The organism is Virgisporangium aurantiacum (genome assembly GCF_016863635.1).
Taxonomy (GTDB): Bacteria; Actinomycetota; Actinomycetes; order Mycobacteriales; family Micromonosporaceae; genus Virgisporangium; species Virgisporangium aurantiacum.
Map to the genome: position 1 here is coordinate 22,511 of NZ_BOPG01000034.1, position 26,696 is coordinate 49,206.

25 protein-coding genes, 2 pseudogenes and 1 riboswitch are annotated in these 26,696 nt (G+C 72.9%); of the genes and pseudogenes, 3 read left to right on the forward strand and 24 right to left on the reverse strand.

Annotation, left to right across the window (positions count from 1 at the left end):
- Positions 1-3: 3 nt before the first annotated feature.
- The 6 genes from Vau01_RS27970 to argC are packed head-to-tail and all read right to left on the reverse strand — an operon-like array spanning position 4 to position 5,668.
- Complete coding sequence (locus Vau01_RS27970; RefSeq protein ID WP_203998386.1) at positions 4-552, reverse strand: arginine repressor; 549 nt, start codon at positions 550-552, stop codon at positions 4-6.
- Positions 549-1,472, reverse strand: coding sequence for an ornithine carbamoyltransferase (argF, locus tag Vau01_RS27975; protein WP_203998388.1), 924 nt, complete (start codon positions 1,470-1,472; stop codon positions 549-551). Before argF ends, Vau01_RS27970 begins: the two co-directional genes overlap by 4 nt.
- Positions 1,469-2,623: an acetylornithine transaminase gene (locus Vau01_RS27980; RefSeq protein ID WP_203998390.1), complete on the reverse strand. Its 1,155-nt coding sequence runs from the start codon at positions 2,621-2,623 to the stop codon at positions 1,469-1,471. Before Vau01_RS27980 ends, argF begins: the two co-directional genes overlap by 4 nt.
- On the reverse strand, positions 2,620-3,516 hold the full coding sequence (argB, locus tag Vau01_RS27985) for an acetylglutamate kinase (RefSeq protein ID WP_203998392.1): 897 nt from the start codon (positions 3,514-3,516) through the stop codon (positions 2,620-2,622). The genes Vau01_RS27980 and argB overlap by 4 nt, the downstream gene beginning before the upstream one ends.
- Entirely contained in the window at positions 3,513-4,664 is a 1,152-nt protein-coding gene (argJ, locus tag Vau01_RS27990) for a bifunctional glutamate N-acetyltransferase/amino-acid acetyltransferase ArgJ (RefSeq protein WP_203998394.1), read from the reverse strand. Before argJ ends, argB begins: the two co-directional genes overlap by 4 nt.
- Positions 4,661-5,668, reverse strand: a complete 1,008-nt coding sequence (argC, locus tag Vau01_RS27995; protein ID WP_203998395.1) for an N-acetyl-gamma-glutamyl-phosphate reductase — start codon at positions 5,666-5,668, stop codon at positions 4,661-4,663. Before argC ends, argJ begins: the two co-directional genes overlap by 4 nt.
- A gap of 131 nt (positions 5,669-5,799) precedes the next feature.
- Between argC and Vau01_RS28000 the strand changes: the two genes are divergently transcribed.
- The gene (locus Vau01_RS28000; RefSeq protein WP_203998398.1) at positions 5,800-6,777 is read left to right on the forward strand and encodes an NAD-dependent epimerase/dehydratase family protein; all 978 of its coding nucleotides are present in this window, start codon (positions 5,800-5,802) and stop codon (positions 6,775-6,777) included.
- Here the strand turns inward: Vau01_RS28000 and Vau01_RS28005 are convergent.
- Together Vau01_RS28005 and Vau01_RS28010 are read right to left on the reverse strand one after the other, a co-directional pair.
- Positions 6,764-7,411: a response regulator transcription factor gene (locus Vau01_RS28005; protein WP_203998400.1), complete on the reverse strand. Its 648-nt coding sequence runs from the start codon at positions 7,409-7,411 to the stop codon at positions 6,764-6,766. The two genes, Vau01_RS28000 and Vau01_RS28005, sit on opposite strands and share 14 nt — an antisense overlap.
- The gene (locus Vau01_RS28010; RefSeq protein ID WP_203998403.1) at positions 7,408-8,586 is read right to left on the reverse strand and encodes a sensor histidine kinase; all 1,179 of its coding nucleotides are present in this window, start codon (positions 8,584-8,586) and stop codon (positions 7,408-7,410) included. Before Vau01_RS28010 ends, Vau01_RS28005 begins: the two co-directional genes overlap by 4 nt.
- 98 nt (positions 8,587-8,684) lie before the next feature.
- Here Vau01_RS28010 and Vau01_RS28015 point away from each other — a divergent pair.
- Positions 8,685-9,329, forward strand: a pseudogene (locus Vau01_RS28015) (ABC transporter ATP-binding protein); the annotation flags it as partial.
- Positions 9,330-9,376: 47 nt separating this feature from the next.
- Positions 9,377-10,123: a DUF2705 family protein gene (locus Vau01_RS28020; RefSeq protein ID WP_203998410.1), complete on the forward strand. Its 747-nt coding sequence runs from the start codon at positions 9,377-9,379 to the stop codon at positions 10,121-10,123.
- On the opposite strand, the gene Vau01_RS64700 is transcribed toward Vau01_RS28020, so the two are convergent.
- The 16 genes and pseudogenes from Vau01_RS64700 to Vau01_RS28100 form a co-directional block, all read right to left on the reverse strand.
- Complete coding sequence (locus tag Vau01_RS64700) at positions 10,120-12,855, reverse strand: ATP-binding protein (RefSeq protein WP_203998413.1); 2,736 nt, start codon at positions 12,853-12,855, stop codon at positions 10,120-10,122. The two genes, Vau01_RS28020 and Vau01_RS64700, sit on opposite strands and share 4 nt — an antisense overlap.
- A gap of 197 nt (positions 12,856-13,052) precedes the next feature.
- Positions 13,053-15,524 (reverse strand): phenylalanine--tRNA ligase subunit beta, encoded by a 2,472-nt coding sequence (gene pheT / locus Vau01_RS28030; RefSeq protein WP_203998416.1) that lies wholly within the window; start codon positions 15,522-15,524, stop codon positions 13,053-13,055.
- Between the two features lies 1 nt (position 15,525).
- Positions 15,526-16,575: a phenylalanine--tRNA ligase subunit alpha gene (pheS, locus tag Vau01_RS28035; protein WP_203998419.1), complete on the reverse strand. Its 1,050-nt coding sequence runs from the start codon at positions 16,573-16,575 to the stop codon at positions 15,526-15,528.
- A gap of 99 nt (positions 16,576-16,674) precedes the next feature.
- Positions 16,675-17,466, reverse strand: a complete 792-nt coding sequence (locus Vau01_RS28040; RefSeq protein WP_239151911.1) for a TrmH family RNA methyltransferase — start codon at positions 17,464-17,466, stop codon at positions 16,675-16,677.
- Positions 17,467-17,491: 25 nt separating this feature from the next.
- Entirely contained in the window at positions 17,492-17,878 is a 387-nt protein-coding gene (gene rplT, locus Vau01_RS28045) for a 50S ribosomal protein L20 (protein ID WP_203934958.1), read from the reverse strand.
- 80 nt (positions 17,879-17,958) lie between these two features.
- On the reverse strand, positions 17,959-18,153 hold the full coding sequence (rpmI, locus tag Vau01_RS28050) for a 50S ribosomal protein L35 (protein WP_203998424.1): 195 nt from the start codon (positions 18,151-18,153) through the stop codon (positions 17,959-17,961).
- 169 nt (positions 18,154-18,322) lie between these two features.
- Positions 18,323-18,913, reverse strand: coding sequence for a translation initiation factor IF-3 (gene infC, locus Vau01_RS28055; RefSeq protein WP_203999069.1), 591 nt, complete (start codon positions 18,911-18,913; stop codon positions 18,323-18,325).
- Between the two features lie 330 nt (positions 18,914-19,243).
- Positions 19,244-19,705: a PH domain-containing protein gene (locus tag Vau01_RS28060; protein WP_239151912.1), complete on the reverse strand. Its 462-nt coding sequence runs from the start codon at positions 19,703-19,705 to the stop codon at positions 19,244-19,246.
- Positions 19,706-19,721: 16 nt separating this feature from the next.
- Positions 19,722-20,570, reverse strand: a complete 849-nt coding sequence (gene hisG / locus Vau01_RS28065; RefSeq protein ID WP_203998426.1) for an ATP phosphoribosyltransferase — start codon at positions 20,568-20,570, stop codon at positions 19,722-19,724.
- A gap of 10 nt (positions 20,571-20,580) precedes the next feature.
- Complete coding sequence (locus Vau01_RS28070) at positions 20,581-20,844, reverse strand: phosphoribosyl-ATP diphosphatase (protein WP_203998428.1); 264 nt, start codon at positions 20,842-20,844, stop codon at positions 20,581-20,583.
- A gap of 32 nt (positions 20,845-20,876) precedes the next feature.
- Positions 20,877-21,350, reverse strand: coding sequence for a 6,7-dimethyl-8-ribityllumazine synthase (gene ribH, locus Vau01_RS28075; protein ID WP_203998430.1), 474 nt, complete (start codon positions 21,348-21,350; stop codon positions 20,877-20,879).
- Complete coding sequence (locus Vau01_RS28080; protein ID WP_203998431.1) at positions 21,351-22,580, reverse strand: bifunctional 3,4-dihydroxy-2-butanone-4-phosphate synthase/GTP cyclohydrolase II; 1,230 nt, start codon at positions 22,578-22,580, stop codon at positions 21,351-21,353.
- Positions 22,577-23,158 (reverse strand): riboflavin synthase, encoded by a 582-nt coding sequence (locus Vau01_RS28085; protein ID WP_203998433.1) that lies wholly within the window; start codon positions 23,156-23,158, stop codon positions 22,577-22,579. Before Vau01_RS28085 ends, Vau01_RS28080 begins: the two co-directional genes overlap by 4 nt.
- Before the next feature lie 113 nt (positions 23,159-23,271).
- Positions 23,272-23,418, reverse strand: a riboswitch (FMN riboswitch).
- A gap of 277 nt (positions 23,419-23,695) precedes the next feature.
- Positions 23,696-24,646: pseudogene (locus Vau01_RS28090) on the reverse strand (response regulator); the annotation flags it as partial.
- A complete protein-coding gene (rpe, locus tag Vau01_RS28095; RefSeq protein ID WP_203998438.1) occupies positions 24,643-25,317 on the reverse strand; it encodes a ribulose-phosphate 3-epimerase in 675 nt (224 codons plus the stop codon). The gene rpe and the pseudogene Vau01_RS28090, both read right to left, overlap by 4 nt.
- A gap of 52 nt (positions 25,318-25,369) precedes the next feature.
- Complete coding sequence (locus tag Vau01_RS28100) at positions 25,370-26,659, reverse strand: RsmB/NOP family class I SAM-dependent RNA methyltransferase (RefSeq protein ID WP_373320327.1); 1,290 nt, start codon at positions 26,657-26,659, stop codon at positions 25,370-25,372.
- Positions 26,660-26,696: the final 37 nt, after the last annotated feature.

A 26,696-nucleotide genomic window follows, 5' to 3' on the forward strand; every position in this document is an offset into this window, starting at 1 on the left:
CTCTCAGTCCTGCATCTCGTCGGTGTCAGAGGCCCAGTCGGAGGCCGAGTCGGAGGCCAAATCGGAGGCCGAGTCGGAAGCCAGGTCGGACGCCCAGGCGGTGAAGCGGGCGGCCAGGTCGGCACCGCTCACCCCCTCCCGCGCGACCAGCAGGATCGTGTCGTCGCCGGCGATCGTGCCGAGCACGTCGGGCAGCCCGGCCCGGTCGATCGCGCTGGCCAGGAACTGCGCCGCGCCCGGCGGCGTGCGCAGCACCACCAGGTTGCCGCTGGCGTCGGCGCCGGTGAGCAGCTCACGCAGCAGCCGGATCAGGCGCGCGGGCGCCTCCCCGACGACGAAAGGACGCAGCGGCCGCTCGTTCTCCGGCGGGATCACGTAGGCGCCGCGGACCTTCACGGCCTGCAGCTCCTCCAGGTCGCGGGAGAGCGTCGCCTGGGTGACGTTCATCCCGTCGGCCCGCAGGTGCTCGACGAGTTCGGCCTGCGACGTCACCAGGTTGGCCCGGATCAGTTCCGAGATCCGCGCGTGCCGGGCGGCCTTCGTGTGGGTCACGGACCGATCAGCCACTGCAGCAGCGCCTTCTGGGCGTGCAGCCGGTTCTCCGCCTGGTCCCACACCGCGGACACCGGTCCGTCGAGCACGTCGTCGGTGATCTCCTCGCCGCGGTGCGCGGGCAGGCAGTGCAGCACGATCGCGCCGTCGGCGGCGCCGTCGAGCAGGCGCGCGTTCACCTGGTACGGCAGGAACGGGGTGATCCGGTCGAGCCCGTCGCCCTCCTGGCCCATCGAGGTCCAGGTGTCGGTGGCGACCACGTCGGCGCCGGCAACGGCCGCGACCGGGTCGGTACCGGCATCGACCGAACCCCCGGTGGTCGCGGCGATCGCGGCCGCTTTCGCCAGAACGTCGGCGTCGGGGACGAAGCCGGCCGGCCCCGCCACCCGCACGTGCATGCCCGCGGTGGCGCCGCCGAGCAGGTACGAATGCGCCATGTTGTTCGCCGAGTCGCCGAGGAACGCGAGCGTGCGCCCCTTCGTGTCGCCGAACCGCTCCCGCACGGTGAGCAGGTCGGCGAGGATCTGGCACGGGTGGAAGCCGTCGGTGAGCGCGTTCACCACCGGCACGGTGGCGCCCGCGGCGACCTCGCTGAGGCGCGTGTCGGCGCTCGTCCGCATCACGATCGCGGCGACATAGCGCGAGAGCACGCGCGCCGCGTCGCCGAGCGTCTCGCCGCGGCCGAAGTGGGTGGTCTGCGCGTCGATGATGAGCGGGTGGCCGCCGAGTTCGGCGATGCCGGTCTCGAACGACGCCCGCGTGCGCAGCGACGACTTCTCGAAGATCACGGCGACGGCCCTGGGCCCGGCGAGCGGCCGGAATCCGGTGCGGTCGGCCTTCATGGCGGCGGCGAGATCGAGCACCGCGGCCTGGTCGGTCGGGTCCAAGTCGTCGTCGCGCAAAAAGCTGTTGGACGTCATGAGAGCGCACCGGTCAGGGCGGCGACGAACCCGTCCGCTTCCTCATCGGAGAGCACGTACGGCGGCGCGATCCGGAGCACGTCGGGCTGCACGGCCTGGGCGAGGTACCCGGCGTCCATCAGCTTCGCCGCGAGCGTCGCCGACACCGGTTCCGTGAGCACGATCCCGAGCAGCAGCCCCGCGCCGCGGACGTGCGAGACCACCGGCGAGCCGATGCCCTCGATGGCGCGCCGCAGCCGCTCCCCCAACCGCTTCACGCGGTCGAGCAGGCCCTCGCTCTCGATCGTGTCGAGCACGGCTAGGCCGGCCGCGCAGCACACCGGGTTGCCACCGAACGTGGTGGCGTGCATGCCGGGCTGCAGCAACGTCGCGGCGTCGCCGAACGCCAGCAGCGCGCCCAGCGGAAGCCCGCCGCCGAGCCCCTTCGCCAGCGTGATCGCGTCGGGCTCGACGCCCTCGGTCTGGCAGGCGAACCAGTGCCCGGTGCGGCCGACGCCGGTCTGCACCTCGTCGAGCACGAGCAGCGCGCCGTGCCGGGTCGCGATCTCGCGCGCCGCGCTCAGGTAGCCGGCCGGCGGGACGACGACGCCGTTCTCGCCCTGGATCGGCTCCAGCAGCACCATCGCGGTCGTGTCGTCGACCGCGTTCGCCAGCGCCTCGACGTCGCCGTAGGGCACGTGCGTCACGTCGCCCGGCAACGGCAGGAACGGCTCCTGCTTGGCGGGCTGGCCGGTGAGCGCCAGCGCGCCCATCGTGCGTCCGTGGAACCCACCCTCGGCCGCGACGACCCGCGTCCGGCCGGTGCGCCGCGACAGCTTGAACGCGGCCTCGTTCGCCTCCGCGCCGGAGTTGGAGAAGAACACCCGGCCCGGGCGACCGGCCAGCGCCAGCAACCGCTCGGCCAGTTCGACGGCGCGCGGGTGCGCGTACAGGTTGGAGACGTGCCCGAGCGTGCCGATCTGCTCGGCCACGGCCGCCACCACGGCGGGGTGGGCATGCCCGAGCGCGTTCACCGCGATGCCGCCGATGAGGTCCACATAGGACCGTCCGGACTCGTCGGTGACGACGGCGCCCTCGCCGCGCACCAACGCCAGCGCCGGCGGCCCGTACGTGTTCATCGCGGCGTTCGACCAGCGATCGATCAGAGTCATGGGGTCACCATCGTTCCGAAGCCCTCCGAGGTGAAAATCTCCAGCAGTATCGAGTGCGGCACCCGCCCGTCGACGACGTGCGCGGCCGGCACGCCGCCCGCCACCGCGCGGTGGCAGGCCTCCATCTTGGGTGCCATCCCGGCGTCGAGCGTGGGCAGGATCTTCTCCAGTTCCGCCGCGGTGAGCCGGGAGATGAGGCTGGCCGGGTCGGGGTAGTTCGCGTACAGGCCCTCGACGTCGGTGAGCACGATCAGCTTGCGGGCCTTCAGCGCCACCGCGAGCGCGCCGGCGGCCGTGTCGGCGTTGACGTTGTGCAGCACGCCGTCGGCGTCGGGCGCCACGGTGGCGATCACCGGGATGCGCCCGGCGGCGATGAGGTCGGTGACCGCGTCCGGGTTGACGTACCCGACGTCGCCCACCTGACCGATGTCGACCGGCTCCCCGTCGACGATCGCGTGCCGCCGCACGGCGGTGAACAACCGCGCGTCCTCCCCCGACATGCCGACGGCGTACGGGCCGTGCTCGTTGATGAGCCCGACGAGTTCCCGCCCGACCTGCCCGACGAGCACCATGCGCACGACGTCGGCCGCCTCCGCGGTGGTGACCCGCAGCCCGCCCCGGAACTCCGACTGCATCCCGAGCCGCTTCAGCATCGACGAGATCTGCGGCCCGCCGCCGTGCACCACCACCGGGTGGATGCCGACGGTACGGAGGAACACCATGTCGGCGGCGAACGACCGCTGCAGTTCCGCGTCGACCATCGCGTTGCCGCCGTACTTGACGACCACGATGCTGCCCGCGAACCGTTGCAGCCACGGCAGCGCCTCGATGAGCGTGCTCGCCTTGCCCAGCGCGATCCCGAGGTCCCGCGCCCGTTTCCCGTTGTCGCTCATGTGGAGTAGGCCGAGTTCTCGTGGACGTAGGCCAACGACAGGTCGTTGGTGCGGATCGTCGCCGCCGCGTCGCCGGCGTGCAGGTCGATGGTGACGTCGACGGCCCGTCCGGACAGGTCCACAGTGGACCGGTCGGCGCCGGCCGCGCCACCGACGCAGATGGGCACGCCGTTGATCGCCACGTCGATCCCGTCGGGGTCGAAGGCGGCACGTGTGGTGCCGATCGCCGACAGGATGCGGCCCCAGTTCGGGTCGTTGCCGAAGAACGCGGTCTTCACCAGGTTGCTGCGGGCGACGGCGCGGCCGACCTCCACCGCATCGGCCTCGGTGGCCGCGTTGGTCACCGCGATCGCGATGTCCTTTGTGGACCCTTCGGCGTCGGACTGCAGTTGCGCCGCGAGGTCTTCGCACGCGGCGGTGACGGCCGCGGCAAGCTCCTTTGTGGACGGTGCGACGCCGCTCGCGCCGTTGGCGAGCAGCAGCACGGTGTCGTTGGTGGACATGCAGCCGTCGGAGTCGAGCCGGTCGAACGTCAGCCGGCACGCCTCGCGGAGCACGGTGTCCACTGTGGACGCGTCGGCCACCGCGTCGGTGGTGAGCACCACGAGCATGGTGGCCAGGCCGGGCGCGAGCATGCCGGCACCCTTCGCCATGCCGCCGACGGTGAAGCCGTTCGCCGCGATGGCAACGTTTTTCGGCCGGGAGTCGGTGGTCATGATGGCTTCGGCGGCTGATGCGCCGCCGTCGGTCTCGGCCTTCTCCAGAGCCTCGGTGACGCCGGTGAGCAGCGCCGGCATCGGCAACCGCTCGCCGATCAGCCCGGTGGAGCACACCGCCACCTCGGCCGCGCCGACGCCGAGCGCCGCCGCCGTGTGCTCGGCCGTCGCGTGCGTGTCCTGGAAACCGGCCGCGCCGGTGCACGCGTTGGCGCCGCCCGAGTTCAGGACGACCGCCCGCACCTGCCCGTGCCGCACCACTTCCCGGCTCCACAACACCGGCGCCGCCTGCACGCGGTTGCTGGTGAACACGCCGGCGGCATCGTAGCGTGGGCCGTCGTTGAGCACCACGGCGACGTCGAGGCCGCCGCTGGCCTTGAGCCCGGCGGCCACACCCGCCGCCCGGAAACCCTTGGGGGACGTCGTCGTCACGGCGCGACCCCGTTCACCGCGAGGCCGGCGGTCTCGGGCAGGCCGAGCATCAGGTTGGCGCACTGCAGGGCCTGGCCCGCGGCGCCCTTCACGAGGTTGTCGGTCGCGCTCGTCACGATGATCCGTCCACTGTCGACGTCCACGCCTGCCTGCATGAGGCAGGTGTTGGCGCCCAGCGTCGCGCCGGTGTGCGGCCACCGACCCTCCGGCAACACGTACACGAACGGCTCGTCGCCGTAGGCGTTCTCCAACGCCTCGCGCGCTGCTCGCGCGTCACCGATGGGTCTTGCCGTGACGGTGGCGAGGATTCCGCGTGGCATCGGCGCGAGCACCGGCGTGAACGACAGGCCGCGGGCGCCGGTGGCCTGCTTGATCTCGGGGACGTGCTGGTGCGCGCCGACCCGGTACGGCGTGAGCCCGCCCATCACCTCGCTGGCCAGCAGGTGCGGCTTGAGCCCCTTGCCGGCGCCCGAGGTGCCCGACGCGGCGACGACCACCACGTCGTCGGGGTCCGCGACACCGGCCGCGATCAGCGGGGCCAGCGCCAGCGTGATGGTGGTGGCGTAGCAGCCCGGACCGGCCACCCGGTCGGCGGCGGCGATCACGGCGCGCTGCCCGGGGAGTTCCGGCAGCCCGTACGGCCAGGTGCCGGCGTGCGGGCCGGAGTAGTACGCGGCCCACTTCTCCGGGTCGGCGAGCCGGAAGTCGGCGCCCAGGTCGACCACCTTGACGCCCGCCGGCAGCTTCGACGCGATCGCGGCCGACTCGCCGTGCGGCAGCGCGAGGAACACCAGGTCGGCCTCGGCCAGGGCGGCGGGGTCGGTGGCGGTGAACGTGCGGCCGGCATATTGGACGAGGTGCGGGTGGACGTCGCCCACCGCGGCACCCACGGACCCCTGCCCGGTGACGGCGCCCACCTCGAGGTGCGGGTGCCCGGCGATCAGGCGCAGCAACTCACCGCCGGCGTAGCCGCTGGCACCGGCGACGCTGACCGTGAGTCCCATGATCCACATCCTCTCGCGTGACGAATAGTTATGCAGCGGACAGTATCATCATGCGTAACACGGTGGCAACAACCGTACGCCCACAGCGAACCCGGCTCGCGGGGGTCATGGCGGCGTGATCGGGTGGGTCGATGCGGATCCTCGTCATCGGTGGCACCGAGTTCATCGGCCGGCGCACCGTCGAACTGCTCGTCGAGCGCGGCGACGACGTCCTGATCGTCCACCGCGGGCAGACCGAACCGGAGCCCGTGCTGGGCACCCACCTGCACGCCGACCGGTCGCAGTTCGCCACGCTGGGCGAGCAGATCCGCGCGTTCGGGCCGGATGCCGTGCTCGACGCCATGGCGATGACCGCCGCCGACGTCGAGGCCGTGCTGCCGCACCTGCCCGACGTGCCGATCGTGCTCCTGTCGAGCATCGACGTCTCGCTCGCCTACGAGATCCTGCTCGCCCGCGGGCCGGCCCGGGTACCCGTCCCGTTCGACGAGGAGGCGCCGCTGCGCGCGAACCGGTACCCGCACCGCGCCGGCACCACGCCCGGCGAGCGCGGCCACGACTACGACAAGCTCGACGTCGAGCCCGCCTACCTCGCCCGCGGCGCCGCCGTGCTGCGGCTCGGCATGGTGTACGGCGCCCGCGACCCGCAGCGGCGCGAGGAGTTCGTGCTGCGCCGGGTGCGCGCCGGCCGCACCCGCATCCCGGTCGGCCCGGCCACGCTGCTGCTCCCCCGCCTGTACATCGACGACGCCGCGTCGTCGGTGCTCGCGGCGCTCGACCGGTTCGACCAGGCGAGCGGGCAGGTCTTCCACGTCAACGAGCAGGCGACGTACCCGGTCGGCGCGTGGATGCGGGCGATCCTGGCCGTCGCCGGGCACGAGGCCGAGCTGGTGCGCGTCGCGGACGATCTTCTGCCCGCCGACCTGGCCCTTACCGGCGGCATCGAGCAGCACCTCCTCGCCAGCAGCGCGAAGGCGACCCGCCGGCTCGGCTGGCGGCCCACCGACCTCGACGAGGCGATCGGCCGATCGGTGCGGTGGCACCTGGCGAACCCGCCGGCCGACCCCAACCCGGATTTCGCCGGAGACGACGCGGCGCTCAAGGCGACCTAGCGTCGCGCACCAGCAGGGCGGCCTGCACCCGGTTGGCGCAGTCGAGCTTGGCCAGCACGCGGCTCACGTACGTCTTGATCGTGGCCTCGCTCATGTGCAGCCGGGTGCCGATCTCCGCGTTGGTGAGCCCCTCGCCCACCAGCGCGGCGATCTCCGCCTCGCGCCCGGTGAGCGCGCTCAGCCGGCGCGCGGCGCGCTGCCGCCGGTCGGCGCCGTCGGGGGCCACCATGCCGAGCAGCATCCGGGTGACCGGCGGCGACAGCCACGCGTCGCCGGCGTGCGCGGCCCGCACCGCCCGGAGCAGCTCCTCCGGCGTGCAGTTCTTCAGCGCGAACCCGGCCGCGCCGCCGCGCAGCGCCCGCACCACGTTCGGCTCCACGCCGAACGCCGTGAGCAGCACCACCCGCAGGGCGGGCAGGCGCCGGCGCAGCTCCTCCGCGGCCGAGAGGCCGTCGAGCAGCGGCATCCGGATGTCGAGCAGCGCCACGTCGGCCCGCTGGCGGACGGCCGCGTCGACCGCCGCCCGCCCGTCGGCCGCCTCCGCGACCACCGTGACGTCGGCCGCCGACTCCAGCACCGTGCGGACACCGGCCCGGATCAGCGGCTCGTCGTCGGCGATCACCACCCGGATCACGTGCGCACCCCGGTGATCATCGAGAGCAGCACCAGCACGAGAACCGACGCCGCCACCACGCCGCCGAGGGTGACGGCCTGCCGCGTCGGCCGCCCCGGTTCCAGATCGGCGGGGACCGTCGGCAGCATGGCCAGCACCGTGAACCCCGCACCGGCGCGGTCGTGACGCAGCATCCCGCCCGCCGCGCGCACCCGCTCGTCGAGCCCGGCCAGCCCGAACCCGCCCGAGCTGCCGACCGGCGCGTCCGCGGCGACCGGGTTGGCGACCGGGTTGGTGACCCGGACCAGCACCGAATCGGGCTCCCAGGCCACGGTGACGGTGACCGGCTGCCCCGGCGCGTGCTTGGCCGCGTTGGTGAGCCCCTCCTCGACCACCCGGTAGACCGCCTCGTCGACCGGCGCGCCGACCCGTTCCCGGTCGCCCGACGACGCGAGCGTCACCGTGACCCCGGCCGACCGGTGCTCGGCGACCAGCGCGTCGACCGAGTCGACGCCGGGGCCGGCGGCGGCCGGCCCCGGCTCGCGCAGCGTGCCGACCAGGACGTACAGGTCGTCGAGCGCGCCGCGGGCCGCGCCGGCCAGCTGCCGCACCGCGTGCCGGTGCTCGGCGGGGAGGTCGGCCACCTCCAGCGCCGCCGCCTGCACCGACACCAGGCTCAGCCGGTGACCCAGCGAGTCGTGGACGGTACGGGCGATGCGCAGCCGCTCGTCGAGGCGTTCGCGGTCGGCCTGGAGGTCGCGGCTCCACCGCAGGTGGCGCACCAGCCGCTCGTGCTGGGCCAGGTAGCGGCCGGCCAGCAGCGGCAGCACCGCGAACACGAGGTACGTGGTGACGGCGGCGGCCGCGGTGCGCGTCACCGGCCCGTCTTTCGGTTGAAGCGCGAGCTGACCGACCAGGCCGCCCACCGCGGCCCCGACCACCACGGCGCCGCCCGACCGGCCGACGACCGCGCGACCGGCCTGGTAGCCCGCCCACAGCAGCAGCACCAGCCCGGCGCCCGACACCAGCGCGAGCCCGATCGCGGCCACGTACGCGGCCGGCGCCGACCGGCGGCGCAGCGCCACCGCACCGGCGACGGCCAGCCCGTACGCGACCGTCGCCCACCAGCCCGGCGAGCGCGCGCCGGCGAAGATCAGCGTGTCGGCCAGGACGATGGCCACGGGACCCCAGGGCATGACCGGACGCTACCGCCCGCCACCGACGACTTTCGGCTACGGAATCCGCGACTTTGGTGAACTGCACCGGGGTTTGATCGGAACCTAACGTCCGCCCGGTGATAGAAGTCGACGGAGTCACCAAACGCTACGGCCGCGCGACCGCGGTCGACGACCTGTCCTTCACCGTCCGGCCGGGACGGGTGACCGGGTTCCTCGGGCCGAACGGCGCCGGCAAGTCCACGACGATGCGGATCGTCCTCGGCCTCGACCGGCCGACCGCCGGCCGGGCCCGGATCGACGGCCGGCCCTACCGCGACCTGGCCGATCCGCTGCGGCGGGTCGGCGCGCTGCTCGAAGCGGACGCGGCGCACGGCGGCCGGCGCGCCGTCGACCACCTGCGGTGGCTGGCCCGGAGCAACCGGATCGGCCGCGCGCGGGTCGCGGAGGTGCTGGAACTGGTCGGCCTCGACGAGGTGGGTCGCAAGCGGGTCCGCGGCTTCTCGCTCGGGATGAAGCAGCGGCTGGGCATCGCGGCCGCCCTGCTCGGCGACCCGCCGGTGCTGCTCTTCGACGAGCCGGTCAACGGGCTCGACCCGGCGGGCGTCGTGTGGATCCGGACGCTGCTGCGCTCGCTCGCTGCGGAGGGCCGGACCGTGCTGGTGTCGAGCCACCTGATGGCCGAGATGGCGCAGACCGCCGACCACCTCGTGGTGATCGCCCGCGGCCGGCTGCTCGCCGACGCGCCGCTCGCCGACGTGGTGGCCGACGCGCCGTCGCTGGAGGACGCGTTCATGCGCCTGGTGACCCCATGATCTCCGCCGATCTGATCAAACTCCGGACGCTGCGGGCGACCCCGGTGACGGTCCTTCTCACCATCGTGGTGTGCGGCGGGCTGAGCTACCTGCTCGGCCTCTCCGGCTCCTCCGCCGCCGAGCACGGGCGGTTCGACGTGGTCTTCTTCACGTACTACGGCGTGCTGCTGGGCCAGTTCGCGCTCGTGGTGTTCGGCGTGTTCGCCATGGGTGGCGAGTACTCGTCGGGCACGGTGCGCGCGTCGCTGCTCGCGATGCCGCGGCGCGGCCGCTTCTACGCGTCCAAGATCATTGCGACCGGGCTGGTCGCGCTCGCCACCGCCGTGGTGGCGGTGGCGGCGGCGTACCTGGGGGCCCGGGCCGGCCTCGGCGAGTACGGCACAGGTCTCGGTGACCGCGACATGCTGGCCGGGTTCGTCGGCGCCACCCTGTACCTGCCGCTGATCGCGCTGTTCGCGTTCGGCGTGGCGACGATGGTCCGCAGCTCCGCGATCGCCCTCGGCGTGCTGATGCCCGTGCTGTTCCTCGGCTCGCAGGGCATCGGCAACGCCCCGAAGGCCGGCACCGTGCTGCAGTTCCTCCCCGACCAGGCCGGCGCGACGATCCTGCACATCGCCGGCCGCCCCGACGACCCCGACTACTCCCGCGACTTCGGCCCCTGGACCGGCCTGGCGATCCTCGCGTTGTGGACGGCGCTGGCGCTGATCGGTGGCCACCTGGTGCTGCGGAGACGCGACGCCTAATCCGCCGGTGTGGTGTCGAGGACCCGCGCCAGCGCGGCCCGGTTCCGCACGCCCAGCCGCCGGTACAGGCGGGTCAGGTTCGCCTCGACGGCCTTGATCGACAGGAACAGCGACCGGGCGATCTCCCGGTTCGTCGAGCCGGCCCGCACGAGTTCGACGATGCGCCGCTCGGTGTCGCTGAGGCCGGCCGCCCGTGCGCCGTCGAGGCGCAGGAGGTCGGCCTCGGCGATCGCGAGCCACGGCGCCGCGCCGATCGCCTCGTACCGGCGGACCGCCTCCGACAGCGCCGACCGCGCCGCCGCCCGCCGGTGCGCGCGCCGTTCGAGGACGCCGAGCGTGTGCCAGGCCCGGGCCAGCTCCAGCGGGTACGGATGCTCGGTGCAGGCGTCGACCACCGCCCGCAGGAACGCGACGCCGTCGCGGGGCTCCTTGGTGGCGGCGATCAGCACCGCCTCGGCCCGGTCGAGCCCGAGCAGCACCACCCGCCGGTCGAGCCGGTTGGCCCGGGCCCGCACGTCGGCGAGCACGTCGGCGGCCTCGTCGCGGGCACCGGCGGCGACCAGCGCCTCCACGAAGTCGGCGTGCCACAGCAGCACCGACGGGTCGGTGCGGGACAGCCGCTGCTCCAGGTCGTAGCACTGGCGCATCAGCTCGACGGCGGCCACCGAGTCGCCCCGCATCTGGTGCACCTGGCCGCCGATCGCGTAGGCACCCCGGAGCCAGTCCTCGTCGCCGGCCGACAGCGACTCGGCGAGCGCCCGCTCGGCGAGGTCGGCCGCGGCCGACACGCTGCCGCCGTACATCTCGGCGGTCGCGGCGGCGATCAGGGCCGGCCCGGGGGTGGGCGCGACGTCGAGGTACAGCCGCAGGCAGGCGTGCCCGGCCGCCACCGCGTCGGCGCACCGGCCGGCCCGGGCGAGGATGTTGGCCGCGTACAGCAGCACCCGCATGAGCTCGCGGACGGTGCCGGTGCGCTCGACGGCGTCGCGCAGCGCGTCGATGCGCCGCTCGGCGTCGACGACCTGCCCCGCGAACAGTTGCCGCAGCGCGGCCATGTGCCGGGCGTCGACGGTCTCCTCCGACAGCGGAAGGTCGTGCGCCATGTCGCCGGCCCGCACCGCCAGCTCATCGCCGGCCGGGCCGCCGAGGATGGTGCCCTGCCAGCTCAGCACCTCGACCAGCCGCTCGGCGGCGGCCGACTCGGTGGCCGACTCCGCGGCCCGCTTCAGCTCGGCCATCGCGGTTTCCCGGTCGGCGTCGTACCAGGCCTTCTGCGCGCGGTAGAGATGGACGTTGGCCAGCAGGTCGGGCTCGTCGACCGCGTCGCCGTAGGCGGCGTCGAGCAGCGGCGCGATGCCGCTCTGGTCCTGCCCGGCCAGGTCGATGAGCAGGAGCCGGGCGTTCACGCGGGTGCGCCGGTCGGCGGCGTCGCGCAGCGCGGCCGACGCGTACCGGTGCGCCTCCTCCTCCGCCCCGGCGTGGTAGGCGTACTGGGCGGCGTGCAGCCGGCGCACGGCGGCCACGTCGGGGGTGTCGCGGGGCGTGCGATCGGCGGCCAGCGCGGCGAGATCGGCGGCGGCGTCGGGGGCGCCGCGCAGTTTCGCGGTGGCCGCGGCGTCGGCGAGCGTGCGGGCCAGCGCCTCGTCGGGCGTCGACGAGGCGGCGGCGAGGTGCCGGGCCCGCTCGACCGGGTCGGACACCACGTCGGCCAGCCGGCCGTGCGCCCAGCGCAGCTCCTCGGTGCGGGCGTCGGCGTAGACCATCTCGCGCAGCAACGGGTGGGTGAAGCGCACCGCGCCGTCGAGCGCGGCGGTCACCACCCCGGCTTCGATCGCGTCGGCCAGGCCGTCGGGGTCGGCGCCGCTCCGTTCGATCAGATCACGGGACGGGCGTGCGGCGGCCGCCGCGATCAGCAGCGGGGACCGGCCGGCGGTGGACAGCCGGGCCAGCCGCTCGGCGAGCAACGACCGCAACCGGTCGGGCACGGGCAGCGGACCGGTGGGCGAGACCTCGCCCCGCTCCTGGAGGCTGCGGCCCAGCTCGACGGCGAACATCGGGTTGCCGCCGCTGGCCGTGTACACCCGGTGCAGCCGGTGCCTCGGCACCCCGGCGCCGAACCGGTCGCGCAGGATGTCGGAGACGTCGGCCGAGGTCAGCGGCGGCACGGCGAGTTCGGCGCAGGGCGGGGGGCACAGGTCGGCGCGCGCCGGCGACTCACCCTGCGCGACCCGTTCGGCCGCGACCACCTGGACGGGCACCGTGCCCAGCCGGCGCGCTACGAACCGCAGCACGCCGGCGCTCGGCTCGTCGATCCACTGGGTGTCGTCGAGCACGAGCAGCACGGGCCGCTCGACGGCCAGCCCGCGCAGCAGTTCGAGCACGGCGAGCCGCACGGCGAGCTGGTCCTGCGGGGTGGCGGGCACGGCACTGCGCAGCAACGCCCCGTCGAGCGCGGCCCGCAGGTGCGGCGGCAGCGGCGGTGGCTTCGGCCCGTCGAGCACGCCGTCGAACAGGTCGACCAGGGCGAGATACGGAAGGTCGGCCTCGGCCTCGGCGGCCGCGGCCCGGAGCACCAGCGACGTCGGGGGCAGCGTTAATGCGTCGATAACGGTGGATTTGCCAATTCCCGCCGGACCCCACAGCAGGACGCTACGGCCCGCGGCGAGCTCGGCACCGGCCTGTGCCAGGAGCTCACCGCGGCCGACGAGCGTCACCGGCCGGGAGGTAACCACGTGACGAGTCTGCCGTTGACGGCAGAGAAATGCGACCGGGAAAATGGACCGGTTTCATACCTTGGCCTGCGGATCCGGGCGCACGATCGGGTGAATTTGCCCCGGTCGATACGGGTCCGGACCGCCCTGCCGCCACAGGCTCTGCCCATTCGTGCACAGCGATCCGACCCACCTTGAGATGATATTCACGCACCGCATCAGGCGCCGCGCAGCACCGCCCCGAACCGCGACGACGCGACGGCCACCGCCGCGTCACGGGCCGCAACCGCCTCCTCGACGGTCAGCGTGCGGTCCGGTGCCCGGAACGTGAGCTTGTAGGCGAGCGACTTGTGCCCGTCGCCCACCTGCGCGCCGGTGTAGACGTCGAACAACCGCAGCGACTCCAGCAGGTCACCCGCCCCCTCGACGAGCGCCTGCCGCACCTCCGCCGCCGGCGTCCCCGCGCCGACGATCAGCGCGACGTCGATGAGCGCCGGCGGGTAGCCGGAGATCGCCGGCGTCACCACCACGCCCGGCAGCGGCAGCGCGTCGAGGTCGAGCTCCATCGCGCAGGTGCGCGCCGGCAGGTTGAGCGCCGCGCAAACGGCCGGGTGCAGCTCACCGGCGTGCCCGACCACGACACCACTGTGTACGAGCTCGGCGCAGCGGCCGGGGTGCCACGGCGGGTTCGTGCCCGCCCGCACCTCCAGAACAGCGCCGGCTGCTTCGCCGACCCGCAGCGCGGCCTCGACCGCGTCGGCCCACGACGCCGGGCGGCCCGCGCCCCACCAGCCGGCCGGCTCGACGTCACCGGCGAACACCGCGGCGACGTGCCACGGCTGGCGTGGGACGAACGTCTCAGCTTTGGCGAGGTCCTCGTCGGCGGGCCGGTGGGCCACCGGCAACGCGGGCGGCTCGCCGCTACCCGTGGCGGGGTGGAACACCCGGCCGATCTCGAACAGGGCGACGTCGCGGTGCCCCCGGCCGATGTTGCGGCGCAGCGTCACCAGCAACGGCGGCAGCAGCGTCGTGCGCAGCGCCGGCTCCTCCTCGGAGATCGGGTTGCGCAGCTTCACGCTCGCCCGGCGCGGGTCGTCGTCGGGGATGCCGAGCGTGTCGAGCGCGGCCTCGCCGACGAACGGGTAGCTCAGCACCTCCACCAGGCCGGCCTCGGCCAGCGAGCGGCCGACCGTGCGGCGGCGGCGCTGGGCCGGGGTGAGGCCGTTGCCGGGCGGGGCCACCGGCAGCAGGCTCTGGATCTTGTCGTACCCGTCGATCCGGATGACCTCCTCGGCCAGGTCGGCCGGGTCGGTGAGGTCGGGCCGCCAGGTCGGCGGCGTCACCACGAGCTCGTTACCGTCGACGGACACCGCGCAGCCGATCTCGCGCAGGATGTCGGCGGCCCGCCCGTCGGCGTAGGGCACCCCGGCGACCCGGGCCGGCAGGTCGGCGTCGATCGTCACCGGCGCGGTCACCGGGTGGACGTCGAAGTCGAGCACCTCGGCACCGGCCGTGCCGCCGCCGTGCTCGACGAGCAGCCGCACCGCCTTCTCGATCGCCGGCAGCGCCAGTTCCCGGTCGACGCCGCGCTCCCACCGCTTCGACGCCTCGCTGCTCAGCCTGTGCCGCCGGCAGGTGCGGGCCACCATCACCGGGTCCCAGTGCGCCGCCTCGAACAGCACGTCGACGGTGTCGGGCTGCACCTCCGACGTCTCGCCGCCCATCACCGCGGCGAGCGAGATCGGGCCGGTGTCGTCGCAGATCACCATGTCCTCGGGGTCGAGCGTGCGCTTGACGCTGTCGAGCGTCGTCAGCTTCTCGCCCTTGCGGGCCCGCCGCACCAGCAGCGGCCCGTTGATCAGGCTGAGGTCGAACGCGTGCATCGGCTGCCCGAACTCGAGCATGAGGTAGTTGGTGATGTCGACGGGCAGGTTGATCGACCGCACGCCCGCCGCGATCAGCCGGCGCCTCATCCACGACGGGCTCGCCGCCGTGGGGTCGACGCCGCGCACGGCGCGCGCCGCGAACCGGTCGCAGCCGGCCGGGTCGTCGATCGTGACCGGGTACGCCGGCTCCGCCGTCGCGCCGGGCGCGTCGATCGCCGCCGGGTCACGGAACGCCAGGCCGAGCGAGTGCGACAGCTCCCGCGCCAGGCCACGCACCGACAGGCAGTAGCCGCGGTCGGGCGTCACGTTCAGCTCGACCACCGTGTCGTCGAGCCCGACGAACGGCCGCGCGTCGACACCGGGCACGACACCGGCTTCGTCGGCCAGTTCGATGATGCCCTCGTGATCGTCGCTGACCCCGAGCTCGCGCCCGGAGCAGATCATGCCGTTCGAGATCTTGCCGTACGTCTTGCGGGCGCTGATCGTGAAGTCGCCCGGCAGCACGGCACCCGGCAGGGCGACCGCCACCAGCAACCCTGGACGCACGTTCGGCGCGCCGCAGATGATGCCCCGCGGTTCCCCATCGCCGACGTCGACCAGGCAGTAGTTGATCAGCTTCTTCAGGCCGGGCACCTGCTCGGCCTCGAGAACGCGACCGACCACGAGAGGACCGGAAACCGCGGACCCCAGCGCCGTGATGCCCTCGACCTCGAGCCCGACCCGCACGAACGCGTTCTCGAGCCGCTCGGCGTCGAGGTCGGGAAGGTCGACGTACTCCTTGAGCCACGAGAGGGAAACCTTCATGTCAGCCCTCCGTCCCGAACGCGCGGGAGAACCGCACGTCGCCCTCGACCATGTCGCGCATGTCGGTCGCCTCGTTGCGGAACATCAGCGTCCGCTCGATGCCCATGCCGAACGCGAACCCGCTGTAGACGTCGGGGTCGACCCCGCACGCCCGCAGCACGCGCGGGTTGACCATGCCGCAGCCGCCCCACTCGATCCACCGCGGACCGCCCTTGGCCTGCGGGAACCACAGGTCCATCTCGGCGCTCGGCTCGGTGAACGGGAAGTACGACGGGCGCAGCCGGGTGCGCGCCTGCGGACCGAACATCGCCCGGGCGAAGTGGTCGAGCGTCCCCTTGAGGTGGCCCATCGTGATGCCCTTGTCGACCACCAGGCCCTCGACCTGGTGGAACACCGGCGTGTGGGTCGCGTCGAGCTCGTCGGTGCGGTAGACCCGGCCCGGGCAGACGACGTAGATCGGCGGCTTGTGGGTGAGCATCGTGCGCGCCTGCGCCGGCGACGTGTGCGTGCGCAGCACCAGCCCCGGCGCGTCGACGAAGAACGTGTCCATCATCGTGCGCGACGGGTGGTCGGGCTCGATGTTGAGCGCGTCGAAGTTGTACCACTCCAGCTCGACCTCGGGACCCTCGGCGATCTCGTAACCCATGCCGACGAACAGGTCACCGATGTGGTCCATCAGCGTGGTGAGCGGGTGCCGGGCACCGCGCGGGCGGCGGGCCACCGGCAGCGTGACGTCGACGGCCTCGTCGCGCAGCACCCGCGTCTCGCGTTCGGCGACGAGCTCGGCGTGCCGCGCGTCGTACGCGGCCTGGATCGCGGTGCGCGCCACGTTGACGCGCTTGCCCGCGTCGGCCTTCGCGGCGGGCGGCAGCGCGCCGATCTCGCGCCGCGCCAGCGCGACGGGCGCTCGGTCGCCGAGGTGCGCGGGGCGCGTCTGGACCAGCGCGTCGAGATCGTGTGCCGCCGCGAACGCCTTCTCGGCACCGGTGACGGCGTCGTCGAGGGCGGTCTGATCGAGCAGCGCGACCTGCTTGGGGTCGTAGTCAGCCATGATGAATGGAATCTCCCGGGAGGAATCGGCGCCTAGTCTAGGTACCTGCGGCTGTGCCGCCGCCCACCGGGTCTCTCGCGCTACAGCCCGGTGGGCTGGCTAAAGGTCCGCACGGTGACTCCTCTGCTCGGCCGCACTAGCGTACAGACACACCGCGGCGGCGGCCGCGAGGTTCAGGCTCTCGGCGCGGCCGTAGAGCGGCACCCGCACCCGGTGGTCGGCGGCGCCCGCCAGTTCCGGCGGCAGGCCGTGCGCCTCCGAGCCGAACAGCCACGCGGTGTCGTTCTTCAGCGGCGCGTCGGGCAGGGCCACCGGGCCGTAGCCGTCGGCGGCGAGCACCGTGTAGCCGCCGTCCTTCAGGGCCTTCACCACCGCGAGCGGGTCGGCGTCGCGCACGACGTCGAGGTGGAAGAGGCTGCCGGCGCTCGACCGCACGGCCTTGCCGTTGTAGGGGTCGACGGCGTCGCCGGCGAAGACGACCGCGCCGGCACCGGCCGCGTCGGCGGTGCGCAGCACGGTGCCGGCGTTACCCGGGTCGCGGATCTCGCAGAGCACCGCGATCAGGCGCGGCCGCCGGGCGAGGGCGTCGGTCAAGGGGACGTCGAGCGCGCGGCACACCGCGACCAGCCCCTGCGGGTGCACGGTCTCGGCGAGCCCGTCGAGGGCGGCGTCGGTGACCGTCCACACCGGAGCGTCGCCCGCAGCGCCAACGACGTCACCGTGCAGTTCCAACGCCGCGGCGGTGCCGAACAGCTCGACCACGTGCCCGGCCGCCTCGCGGACCGCCTGCGGGCCTTCGGCCAGGAAGAGGCCGGCCTGGTCGCGGGCGCGGCGGCGCTGCAGTTTCCGGGCAGAAAGAACCCGGGGCGACCGTGCCGAGAATGGCGTCACCCCGGGTCGCAATCCGTGTTGCCGGTCAGGCGGCGGCGGGCTGGGTGCCGCCGTGGTCGGCGACGGCCTGCTTGGCCACGGCGACGATGCCGGCGAACGCCTTCTCGTCGGTGACGGCGAGATCGGCGAGGATCTTGCGGTCGACCTCGATCCCGGCCAGTTTGAGGCCCTGGATCAGGCGGTTGTAGGTGAGCCCGTTGGCGCGGGCCGCCGCGTTGATCCGGGTGATCCACAGCTGGCGGAAGTCGCCCTTGCGGTCGCGCCGGTCACGGTAGGCGTACTGCATCGAGTGCAGCATCTGCTCCTTGGCCTTGCGGTAGAGCCGGGACCGCTGGCCCCGGTAACCGCTGGCGCCCTCAAGGACTGTGCGGCGCTTCTTCTGGGCGTTGACCGCCCGCTTCACGCGTGCCACTGGCTTGTACTCCTCATCAATGACCGGCCGCTGTCCCAGCAGGCCGGTCTACTTCTAATCGGGTGGTGAGGACGCGCGTGTCAGCGGCCCAGGAGCCTCTTGATCCGCTTCGTGTCGGCCTTGGTGAGCACGACCCTGCCCGTGAGACGGCGGGTGCGGGTGGACGACTTGCCCTCGAGCAGGTGGCGCTTGCCCGCCTGCTCGGAGACCACCTTGCCGGTGCCCGTCAACCGCACACGCTTACCCATGCCGGTGTGGCTCTTCATCTTCGGCACTGAACTTCCTCTTCCCTAGCTGGCCAGCACCCACCTGTCGGCAGGTGCTGGTCGGCGCTCGCTGTTGGCCGATATTCGGGCTGGCCGAAATTCGGGGCTGGCGCCATCAATCGCGGCACCCGTCAGCCCAGTGCCGTCATCCGTTCGTACTCCTGCTACCCGGCGCGCGCTACGCGATCGCCTCCGGCGCCTCCGGCGTCTCCCGCGGTTCGGACTTCGCCGCGTGAGCCGCCACGGCGGCAGCCTTGGTCGCCCGGTGCGGGGCGATCACCATGATCATGTTTCGGCCGTCCTGCTTCGGAGCGGCCTCGACGAAACCGAGCTCCCCGACCTCCTCGGACAGCTTCCGCAGGAGCCGGAAACCCAGCTCCGGGCGGCTCTGCTCGCGGCCGCGGAACATGATCGTCACCTTGACCTTGTCGCCTGCCTTGAGGAACCGCACGACGTGACCCTTCTTGGTCTCGTAGTCGTGCGAGTCGATCTTCGGGCGGAGCTTCATTTCCTTGATGACGGTCTGTTGCTGGTTACGCCGCGCTTCGCGCGCCTTCAGTGCGCTCTCGTACTTGAACTTGCCGAAGTCCATGAGCTTGCACACCGGAGGGCGCGCCATCGGCGCAACCTCGACCAGATCCAGGTCGACATCGGCGGCCAGTTGCAGGGCTCGCTCGAGCGGGACGATGCCCACCTGCTCACCCTCGGGGCCGACCAACCGTACTTCGCGTGCTCGGATCTGCTCGTTGACGCGTGGCTCGACGCTGATGGGGCCTCCTCGATTGGTCCTTTACTTGGGTACTGCACATGCTGAGGTACTTCCCGCAAAACCGGCCACACCGGCGCATCGAGGGCAGGAAAGCGAATAGGCCCCGGAGCATGCCTGCGCATGCTGGGGCCCGCTCGACCGATCGGCTGGCACACCGAACACGCTGCCCCTTTTATGGGCGAGCATGCCGGTGAACCGGCACCGACCGGACCCGGCCACCGTAGCGGCGACACGGGTGGGAGCGGAGCTCCGCTTTACCTACCGCCGAAACGGCGGAGTGGTCGACTCAGGGAACAGAGTACCAGGTACGGAACGTCACCTGCGTGCCACCTATTCCGGCGCCGCCGGGACCTGCGTGTACCTGGCGTGCATCGCGCGCAACGCCCGTACCGCCCGTACCGCGTGCTCCTTGTCGGCGGCCTGGATCGCCAGCACCGAGATCAGGTCGTCGTCCTGGAGGTCGAGCGTCACCCACGGGGCGCCGCGCCGGAACGAGACCTCGCGCACCACGCCCCACGGAAGGTCGGTGGTGCCGAAGAGGTTCCGCACCCGCACGCCGCGGGCGTCGGCCTCCAGGCTCGGCCGGGCCAGCAGCAGCGACCCGGCGGCCAGCAGCACGCCGAGCAGGACCATCGCCACGTGGTCGGGCGTCTCGAACACGGCGCCCGTCTCGTTGAACGTGCCCCGCAGGCTGAACGAGATCCCGACGAACACCGCCACGATCACCGGCGCCGCGATGTACACCATGATCCGGATCCGCCGCGGCCGGACCCGCAGCACGTCGTCACTCACGTATCCGAGTCTCCCACTACAACCGGCTGGCGCGGATGTCGGTCACCAGGATGGCGCGGGCGCCGGCCTCGTAGAGCTCGTCCATGATCCGGTGGACCTCGGCCCGCAGCACCATCGCGTTGACGGCCACCCAGCCCTCGCGGCGCAGCGGCGAGATCGTCGGCGACTCGATGCCCGGCGTGAGCGCCACCGCGGCGTCGAGCTGGTCGGTCGGCACGTCGTAGGCGATCATCACGTACCGCCGGGCGACCAGGACGCCCTGCAGCCGGCGGATCAGCTGGGTGATCCCGGGCAGGTCCGGCCCGTCGGCCCGCCCGATCAGCACCGCCGACGACCGCAGGATCGGCTCCCCGACGGTCACCAGCCCGAGCTGGCGCAGCGTGGCGCCGGTCTCCACCACGTCGGCGATGACGTCGGCCACGCCGAGGCGGATCGCGTTCTCCACGGCGCCGTCGAGCCGGATCACCCCGGCCGAGACGCCGAGCTCGGTCAGGTGGCGGCGGACCACGCCCGGGTAGGAGGTGGCGATGCGGCGGCCGGCGAGCTGTGCCGGCGACCCGTCGTTGCCGTCGGGCGCGGCCGCGAAGCGGAACGTGGCCCCGCCGAAGTCGAGGTCCATCACCTCCTCGGCACCGGACTCGGCGTCGAGCAGCAGGTCGCGGCCGGTGATGCCGAGCGCGAGATCACCGGAGCCCACGTAGGTCGCGATGTCGCGCGGGCGCAGGTAGAAGAACTCGACGTCGTTGGCGCTGTCGACGCAGATGAGGTCGCGGTCGGACGAGCGCTGCCGGTAACCGGCCTCCCGCAGCATCTGCGCGGCGGGCTGGGACAGCGTCCCCTTGTTGGGGACGGCGATGCGCAGCACGGGCCCTCCCCTACAGGTACCGGTAGACGTCGCTGAGCGTCAGGCCCTTGGCCAGCATCAGCACCTGCACCTGGTACAGCAGTTGGGAGATCTCCTCCGCGGCGCGCTCCGGGCTCTCATGCTCGGCGGCCATCCACGACTCGGCCGCCTCCTCGACGACCTTCTTCCCGATCGAGTGCACCCCCCGCTCCAGGGCGGCGACGGTTCCCGATCCCGGCGTGCGGGCGGCGGCCTTGGCCGACAGCTCCTCGAACAGCGCGTCGAAGGTTTTCACGAGGCGCCATTCTGTCACCGGGGCCGGAAAGACTACGCGGGCAGGTCGCGAAGGGTGACGGCCGCCTCCAGCGCGGCCACCGTCGCCGACCAGCCCTTGTCCTCCCGCGAGTCCTCGAACCCGGCGCGGTCGCGCGCCTGCCCGATCGAGTCGACCGTGAGCACGCCGTGGGCGACCGGGGTGGACGCGTCGAGCGCCACCCGGGTCAGCCCCTCGGTCACCGACTTGCACACGTACTCGAAGTGGGCCGTGTCGCCGCGCACCACCACGCCCAGCGCCACCACCGCGTCGCACCGGCCGGCCAGCGCCTGCGCCACCACCGACAACTCGACCGACCCGGACACCCGGGCCTCCAGCACGTCGGCGACGCCGCACTCCTTCGCCGCCGCCCGGGCCCGTTCGAGCATCTGCTCGACCAGCACGCCGTGCCACCTCGTGGCGACCACGCCGAGCCGCAACCCGGACGCGTCGACCGAGGCACCCTCGGGTTGGCCCCAACCGGACATCTACGCCAGCCCTTCCGCGATCAGATCGCGCTCGTCGAGCAGATGACCCATCCTGTCGCGCTTCGTGCGCAGGTACCGGACGTTCTCCGGATGTGCCCGCACCGGGGTCGGTTCCCGGCCGGTGATCTGCAGCCCGTAGCCCTCCAGCCCGGCGCGCTTGGCGGGGTTGTTGGTGATCAGGCGCATGGTGTGGATGCCGAGGTCGACCAGGATCTGGGCGCCGGTGCCGTAGTCGCGGGCGTCGGCGGGCAGCCCCAGGTCGAGGTTGGCGTCGACGGTGTCGCGGCCGGCGTCCTGCAACTGGTACGCCTGCAGCTTGTGCAGCAGGCCGATGCCGCGTCCCTCGTGGCCGCGCATGTAGAGCACCACGCCGCGACCCTCCTTGGCGACCGCGGCCAGCGCCGCCTGCAGTTGCGGCCCGCAGTCGCAGCGCAGGGACCCGAACACGTCGCCGGTGAGGCATTCCGAGTGGACGCGCACCAGCACGTCGGCGCCGTCGGCGATGTCGCCGTACACGAGTGCCACGTGCTCGGCCGTGTCGTACGTGGTGCGGTAGCCGACGGCCTTGAACACCCCGTGCGGCGTCGGTATCCGGGTCTCGACCACGCGCTCGACCTGCTTCTCGACCCGCCGCCGGTAGGCGACCAGGTCGGCGATGGAGATCAGGGCGAGGCCGTGCTCGGCGGCGAACTTCTCCAGGTCGGGCAGCCGCATCATGGTGCCGTCGTCGTTGACCAGCTCGCAGAGCACCCCGGCGGGCCGCAGCCCGGCCAGCTCGCACAGGTCGATGGTGGCCTCGGTGTGGCCGGGGCGGCGCAGCACCCCGCCGCGCTTGGCCCGCAGCGGCACCACGTGCCCCGGGCGGGACAGGTCGGTCGGCGAGGTCGTCGGGGCGGCGAGCGTCCGGATGGTGTGCGCCCGGTCGGCCGCCGAGATGCCGGTGGTGACGCCCTCGCGAGCGTCGACGGTGACCGTGTACGCGGTGCCGCGCCGGTCCTGGTTGGTGTGGTGCATCGGCGGCAGGTCGAGCCGGTCGGCGTCGTCCTCGGTCAGCGGCGCGCAGACGAAGCCCGACGTGTACCGCACCATGAACGCCATCAGCTCGGGGGTGGCGTGCTCGGCGGCGAAGATCAGGTCGCCCTCGTTCTCGCGGTCCTCGTCGTCGACGACGATCACCGCGCGGCCGGCGGCGATGGCCTCGACGGCCGTCTCGATGGGATCCAGGGTCATCGCGAACTCACCATTTTCTCGACGTACTTGGCGATGATGTCGACCTCGAGGTTCACCGGGTCGCCGACCTGCTTGCGGCCGAGCGTGGTGCGCTCCAGCGTGGTCGGGATGAGGCCGACGCTGAACCGGTCGGCGCCGGTGCCGATGACGGTCAACGACACGCCGTCGACCGTGATCGAGCCCTTCTCGACGATGTACCGCATCAGCGACGGCGGTGCGGCGAACGTGACCGACTCCCAGCCGGCGCCGCCGGCCTCCCGGACCTCGACGGTGCCGACCGCGTCGACGTGCCCCTGCACGAGGTGACCGCCGAGCCGCGTGGTCGGCAGCGCCGCCCGTTCCAGGTTGACCTTGTCGCCCTCGGCCAGCTCACCGAGTGAGCTGCGCTTCCAGGTCTCGGTCATCACGTCGGCGGTGAAGGCCCCGCCGTCGACCGCCACGACCGTAAGACACACTCCGTTGACGGCGATCGAGTCGCCCTCGGCTACGTCCCTGGTGACCAGCGGACCGTCGAGCACCAGCCGGTCGGCGGCCACGGCGACCACCGTTCCCAGCTCTTCCACAATGCCGGTGAACACGGCACCCCCTCCTGCACGCTCGAACGTGCGCGGCGGAAGGAGGAGTGGGTGCGGGAAACCGCGGAGGCCCTGATGCGCGCGGCGACACAGCGCGGATAGGGCTCCGCCATCCCGCGCGCTGCCTCCCATCCGGACTTTCACCGTCGGCCCTGGGGTCACACCAGGTCCACCGGCCGATGGATTCGGCCGGGTCGCGGGCTTACCAGCCGTCAGGCTGGATCACCGCCGGTTCGGAATTGCACCGAGCCCCGCCAACGCGCGTGGTGGGTTACTTTCGCGAGTGTCGCACACCCCGTCGTTACCTGCCCGCGATGTAGATCACACGGACGGCTACGCGGCACCGGGATCGAGCGGCACCGGTTCCTGCGGCTCGCGCGGGAGGGGGACCGAGCCCTCCGCCGGCGTCGCCGACGATCCGCCGCCGAACGTCGACCCGGGGCCGGGCGGCGCCGGTGGGCCCTGGAAGCCGCCCGACGGGCCGACGTACTCCCCCGGCGCCAGGCCGAGGTGGGTGTCGGGCGCCAGGCCGTAGTGGCCGCTCGCGGCGCCCCGCCGGTCGAACGCGACGTACGAGCCGGGAAACTTCTTCGCGACCGTCTTCATGTCGGAGGCGACGGCCACGATCTCGCGCGGGTCCGACCACGCCCGCGCCACCGAGAACGCCACCCCGATCGACAGCGTCACCAGGTTCGCCTGCTGCGGTTCGCCGCGGCGGCTCTTCAGGACGATGTGCCCGCGCGCCGCGTCCTCCGGGTCGTACAGCGTGTCGGCCGACCGCTCGAAGTCGTTCACCGTGGTCTCGGTGAGCGGGCGCACCTGCTCGGGGCCGCAGACCAGCACGAAGTCGTCGCCGCCGACGTGGCCGATGAACGCCGGCGGCCCCTCGACCGAGGTGACCGCGCGGTTCAGCGAGCGGGCCAGGGCGGCGATGAACTCGTCGCCGCGGGCGAAGCCGTACCGGTCGTTGACGCTCTTGAACCGGTCGATGTCGAGGTAGCAGACGGCGTAGTCGTCGCCGCCGCGGGACCGCTCGGCGATCTCCAGCAGGATGCGGTTGTTGCCGGGGAGGCCGGTGAGCGGCGACACCTCCCGGTACTCCTGGGTGCGGCGCAGCGTCGACCGCACCCGGGCCACCAGTTCCATGGTGTCGAACGGCTTGACCAGGTAGTCGTCGGCGCCGGCCTCGAGGCCGAGGACCTTCTCGGCGGTGACCCCGCGCGCCGTGAGCATGATGATCGGCATCGAGGCGGTGAACGGGTTGGCCCGCACCCGCTTGATCAGCTCCAGCCCGTCGAGCCGGGGCATCATCCAGTCGACGATCGCCAGCGCCGGCTGGTGCTTCTCGATGATCTCGAGCGCCTCGTCGCCGTCGCTCGCGATGAGCACGTCGAAGCCCTCGATCTTCAGGTACATCTGGATGAACCGCACGATGTCGACGTCGTCGTCGACGATCAGCAGTGTTTCGGCGACCTCGCCGGGCGCCGTCATGAATGGGACCCCCCGGCGAGCCGCCGCAGCCGGCGCACCGCCTCGGCCGGATCGTCGGCGCCGTAGACGGCCGTGCCGGCCACGAACGCGTCGGCACCGGCCTCCGCGGCGGCCGCGATCGTGTCGTCGGCGATGCCGCCGTCGACCTCGACCCGGATCTCCAGGCCGCTGTCGGCGACGGCCTTCCGTACCGCCCGGACCTTGTCGAGCATCTCCGGAATGAACGACTGGCCGCCGAAGCCGGCCTTGATCGTCATGATCAGCACGGTGTCGAGGTGCGGGAGCAGTTCGAGGTAGGGGTCGACCGGGGTGTCGCGGTCGATCGCCAGGCCGGCCCGCGACCCGGCCGCCCGCAGGTCCTTCGCCAGGCTCACCGGGTCGTCGGTGGCCTCGGCGTGGAAGGTGACGTTGTACGCGCCCGCCTCGGCGTACCCGAGGGCCCACCGCTGCGGGTTCTCGATCATGAGGTGACAGTCGAACGGGAGCGTCGTGGTGCGCCGCAGGCTCTGTACCACCGGTAACCCGATCGTGAGGTTCGGGACGAAGTGGTTGTCCATCACGTCGACGTGCAGCCAGTCGGCAGCTCCCTCGACGGCTCGCGCCGCGTCGGCCAGGTGCGCGAAATCGGCCGCGAGGATGCTGGGGGCGACAATCAGCGACGGTGCACTCACCCGGCAATTGTACGAACGCGAACACCCAACGGGTTCGGCCGTTACGGGGATTTCACGCTCGCTTCAGTAATGACAGGAACATCGCGTCGGTTCCGTGCCGGTGGGGCCACAGTTGCACGGCCGGACCGTCACCCGAATCTGTGACATTTTCCATCAGCGGACGCGCGTCGACCTGCTCGATTCCGCCGTCGAAGCGGCGGATCGTCTCGTTCACGGTCATCCGGGTCTCGTTGATATGCGGCGAACACGTGACGTAAGCGACAATTCCCCCGGGTCGCACCAGCCGGAGCGCCGCGAGCAGCAGTTCCCGCTGCAGGCGGGTCAGCGGCGGGAGGTCGTTCGGCTGGCGGCGCCAGCGGGCCTCCGGCCGCCGGCGCAGCGCGCCCAGGCCGGTGCAGGGCGCGTCGACCAGCACCCGGTCGAAGGGATCGTCCTCGAACTCGCGGCCGTCCTCGCACACCACGTCGACCGGCAACCCGCGCACGGCGTGCTCGACCAGCCGGGCCCGGTGCGGCGCCACCTCCACGGCCGTCACGCGCGCGTCGCGCAGCGCGGCCAGCGAACCGAGCAGGGCCGACTTGCCGCCGGGTCCCGCGCAGAGGTCGAGCCAGCGGGAGTCCGGGCCGTCGACCGGCGCGTCGGCGAGGGCCGTCGCGACGAGTTGGGAGCCCTCGTCCTGCACGTGCGCCAGGCCGCGCTTCACCGCCGGGTGGTCGCCGGGCGAGCCCTCGGCCAGGTGGACGGCGTACGCGCCGTACGGTCCGACGGTGCCGCCGGTCTCCGCGGCCAGGTCGGCGGCGGTGATCCGGCCCGGTCGGGCGCACAGGTGCACCGGTGCCGGGGTGTTGTCGGCGACCAGCAGGTCCTCGAGTTCGGACTTCTTGTCGAGGGCGTCGCGGAAGGCCCGCACCACCCACGGCGGGTGGGCGTACCGGAGGCCGACGTCGTCGGGGCCCAACTCGTCGAGCCACGCCGGCCAGTCCTGCCGGCCGATGCGGCGCATGACGGCGTTGGCGAAGCCGATCGCGCCCGGTGCCACGGTGCGCACCAGGTCGACGGTGGTGTTCGTCGCCGCGTGCGTCGCCACCCGGGTGTGCAGCAACTGGTAGGCGCCGAGCCGCAACGCGTCGCGGGTGGGCGGGTCGATGCGCTCGACGCCGCGGTCGGCCGCCGCCGCGATCACCGCGTCGAGGCTGCCGCTCTGCCGGAGGGTGCCGTACGCGAGTTCGGTGGCGAAGGCCGCGTCGAGCCCGTGCACGTGGTGCTCGGTGAGCAGTTTCGGCAGCACGAGGTTGGCGTACCCGTCGTCGCGGTGCACGGCGCTGATGGTCTGGAACGCCACCCACCGGGCTGGATCAACCCGGTGCCCGCTGCGCGCG

Excerpts from the sequence above, each read along its gene's own strand:
- argF (WP_203998388.1), bottom strand. The coding sequence starts at position 1,472 with ATGACGTCCAACAGCTTTTTGCGCGACGACGACTTGGACCCGACCGAC.
- Vau01_RS27980 (WP_203998390.1), bottom strand. The coding sequence starts at position 2,623 with ATGACTCTGATCGATCGCTGGTCGAACGCCGCGATGAACACGTACGGG.
- argB (WP_203998392.1), bottom strand. The coding sequence starts at position 3,516 with ATGAGCGACAACGGGAAACGGGCGCGGGACCTCGGGATCGCGCTGGGC.
- argC (WP_203998395.1), bottom strand. The coding sequence starts at position 5,668 with ATGGGACTCACGGTCAGCGTCGCCGGTGCCAGCGGCTACGCCGGCGGT.
- Vau01_RS28000 (WP_203998398.1), top strand. The coding sequence starts at position 5,800 with ATGCGGATCCTCGTCATCGGTGGCACCGAGTTCATCGGCCGGCGCACC.
- Vau01_RS28010 (WP_203998403.1), bottom strand. The coding sequence starts at position 8,586 with ATGCCCTGGGGTCCCGTGGCCATCGTCCTGGCCGACACGCTGATCTTC.
- Vau01_RS28020 (WP_203998410.1), top strand. The coding sequence starts at position 9,377 with ATGATCTCCGCCGATCTGATCAAACTCCGGACGCTGCGGGCGACCCCG.
- pheT (WP_203998416.1), bottom strand. The coding sequence starts at position 15,524 with ATGAAGGTTTCCCTCTCGTGGCTCAAGGAGTACGTCGACCTTCCCGAC.
- pheS (WP_203998419.1), bottom strand. The coding sequence starts at position 16,575 with ATGGCTGACTACGACCCCAAGCAGGTCGCGCTGCTCGATCAGACCGCC.
- ribH (WP_203998430.1), bottom strand. The coding sequence starts at position 21,350 with ATGTCCGGTTGGGGCCAACCCGAGGGTGCCTCGGTCGACGCGTCCGGG.
- Vau01_RS28080 (WP_203998431.1), bottom strand. The coding sequence starts at position 22,580 with ATGACCCTGGATCCCATCGAGACGGCCGTCGAGGCCATCGCCGCCGGC.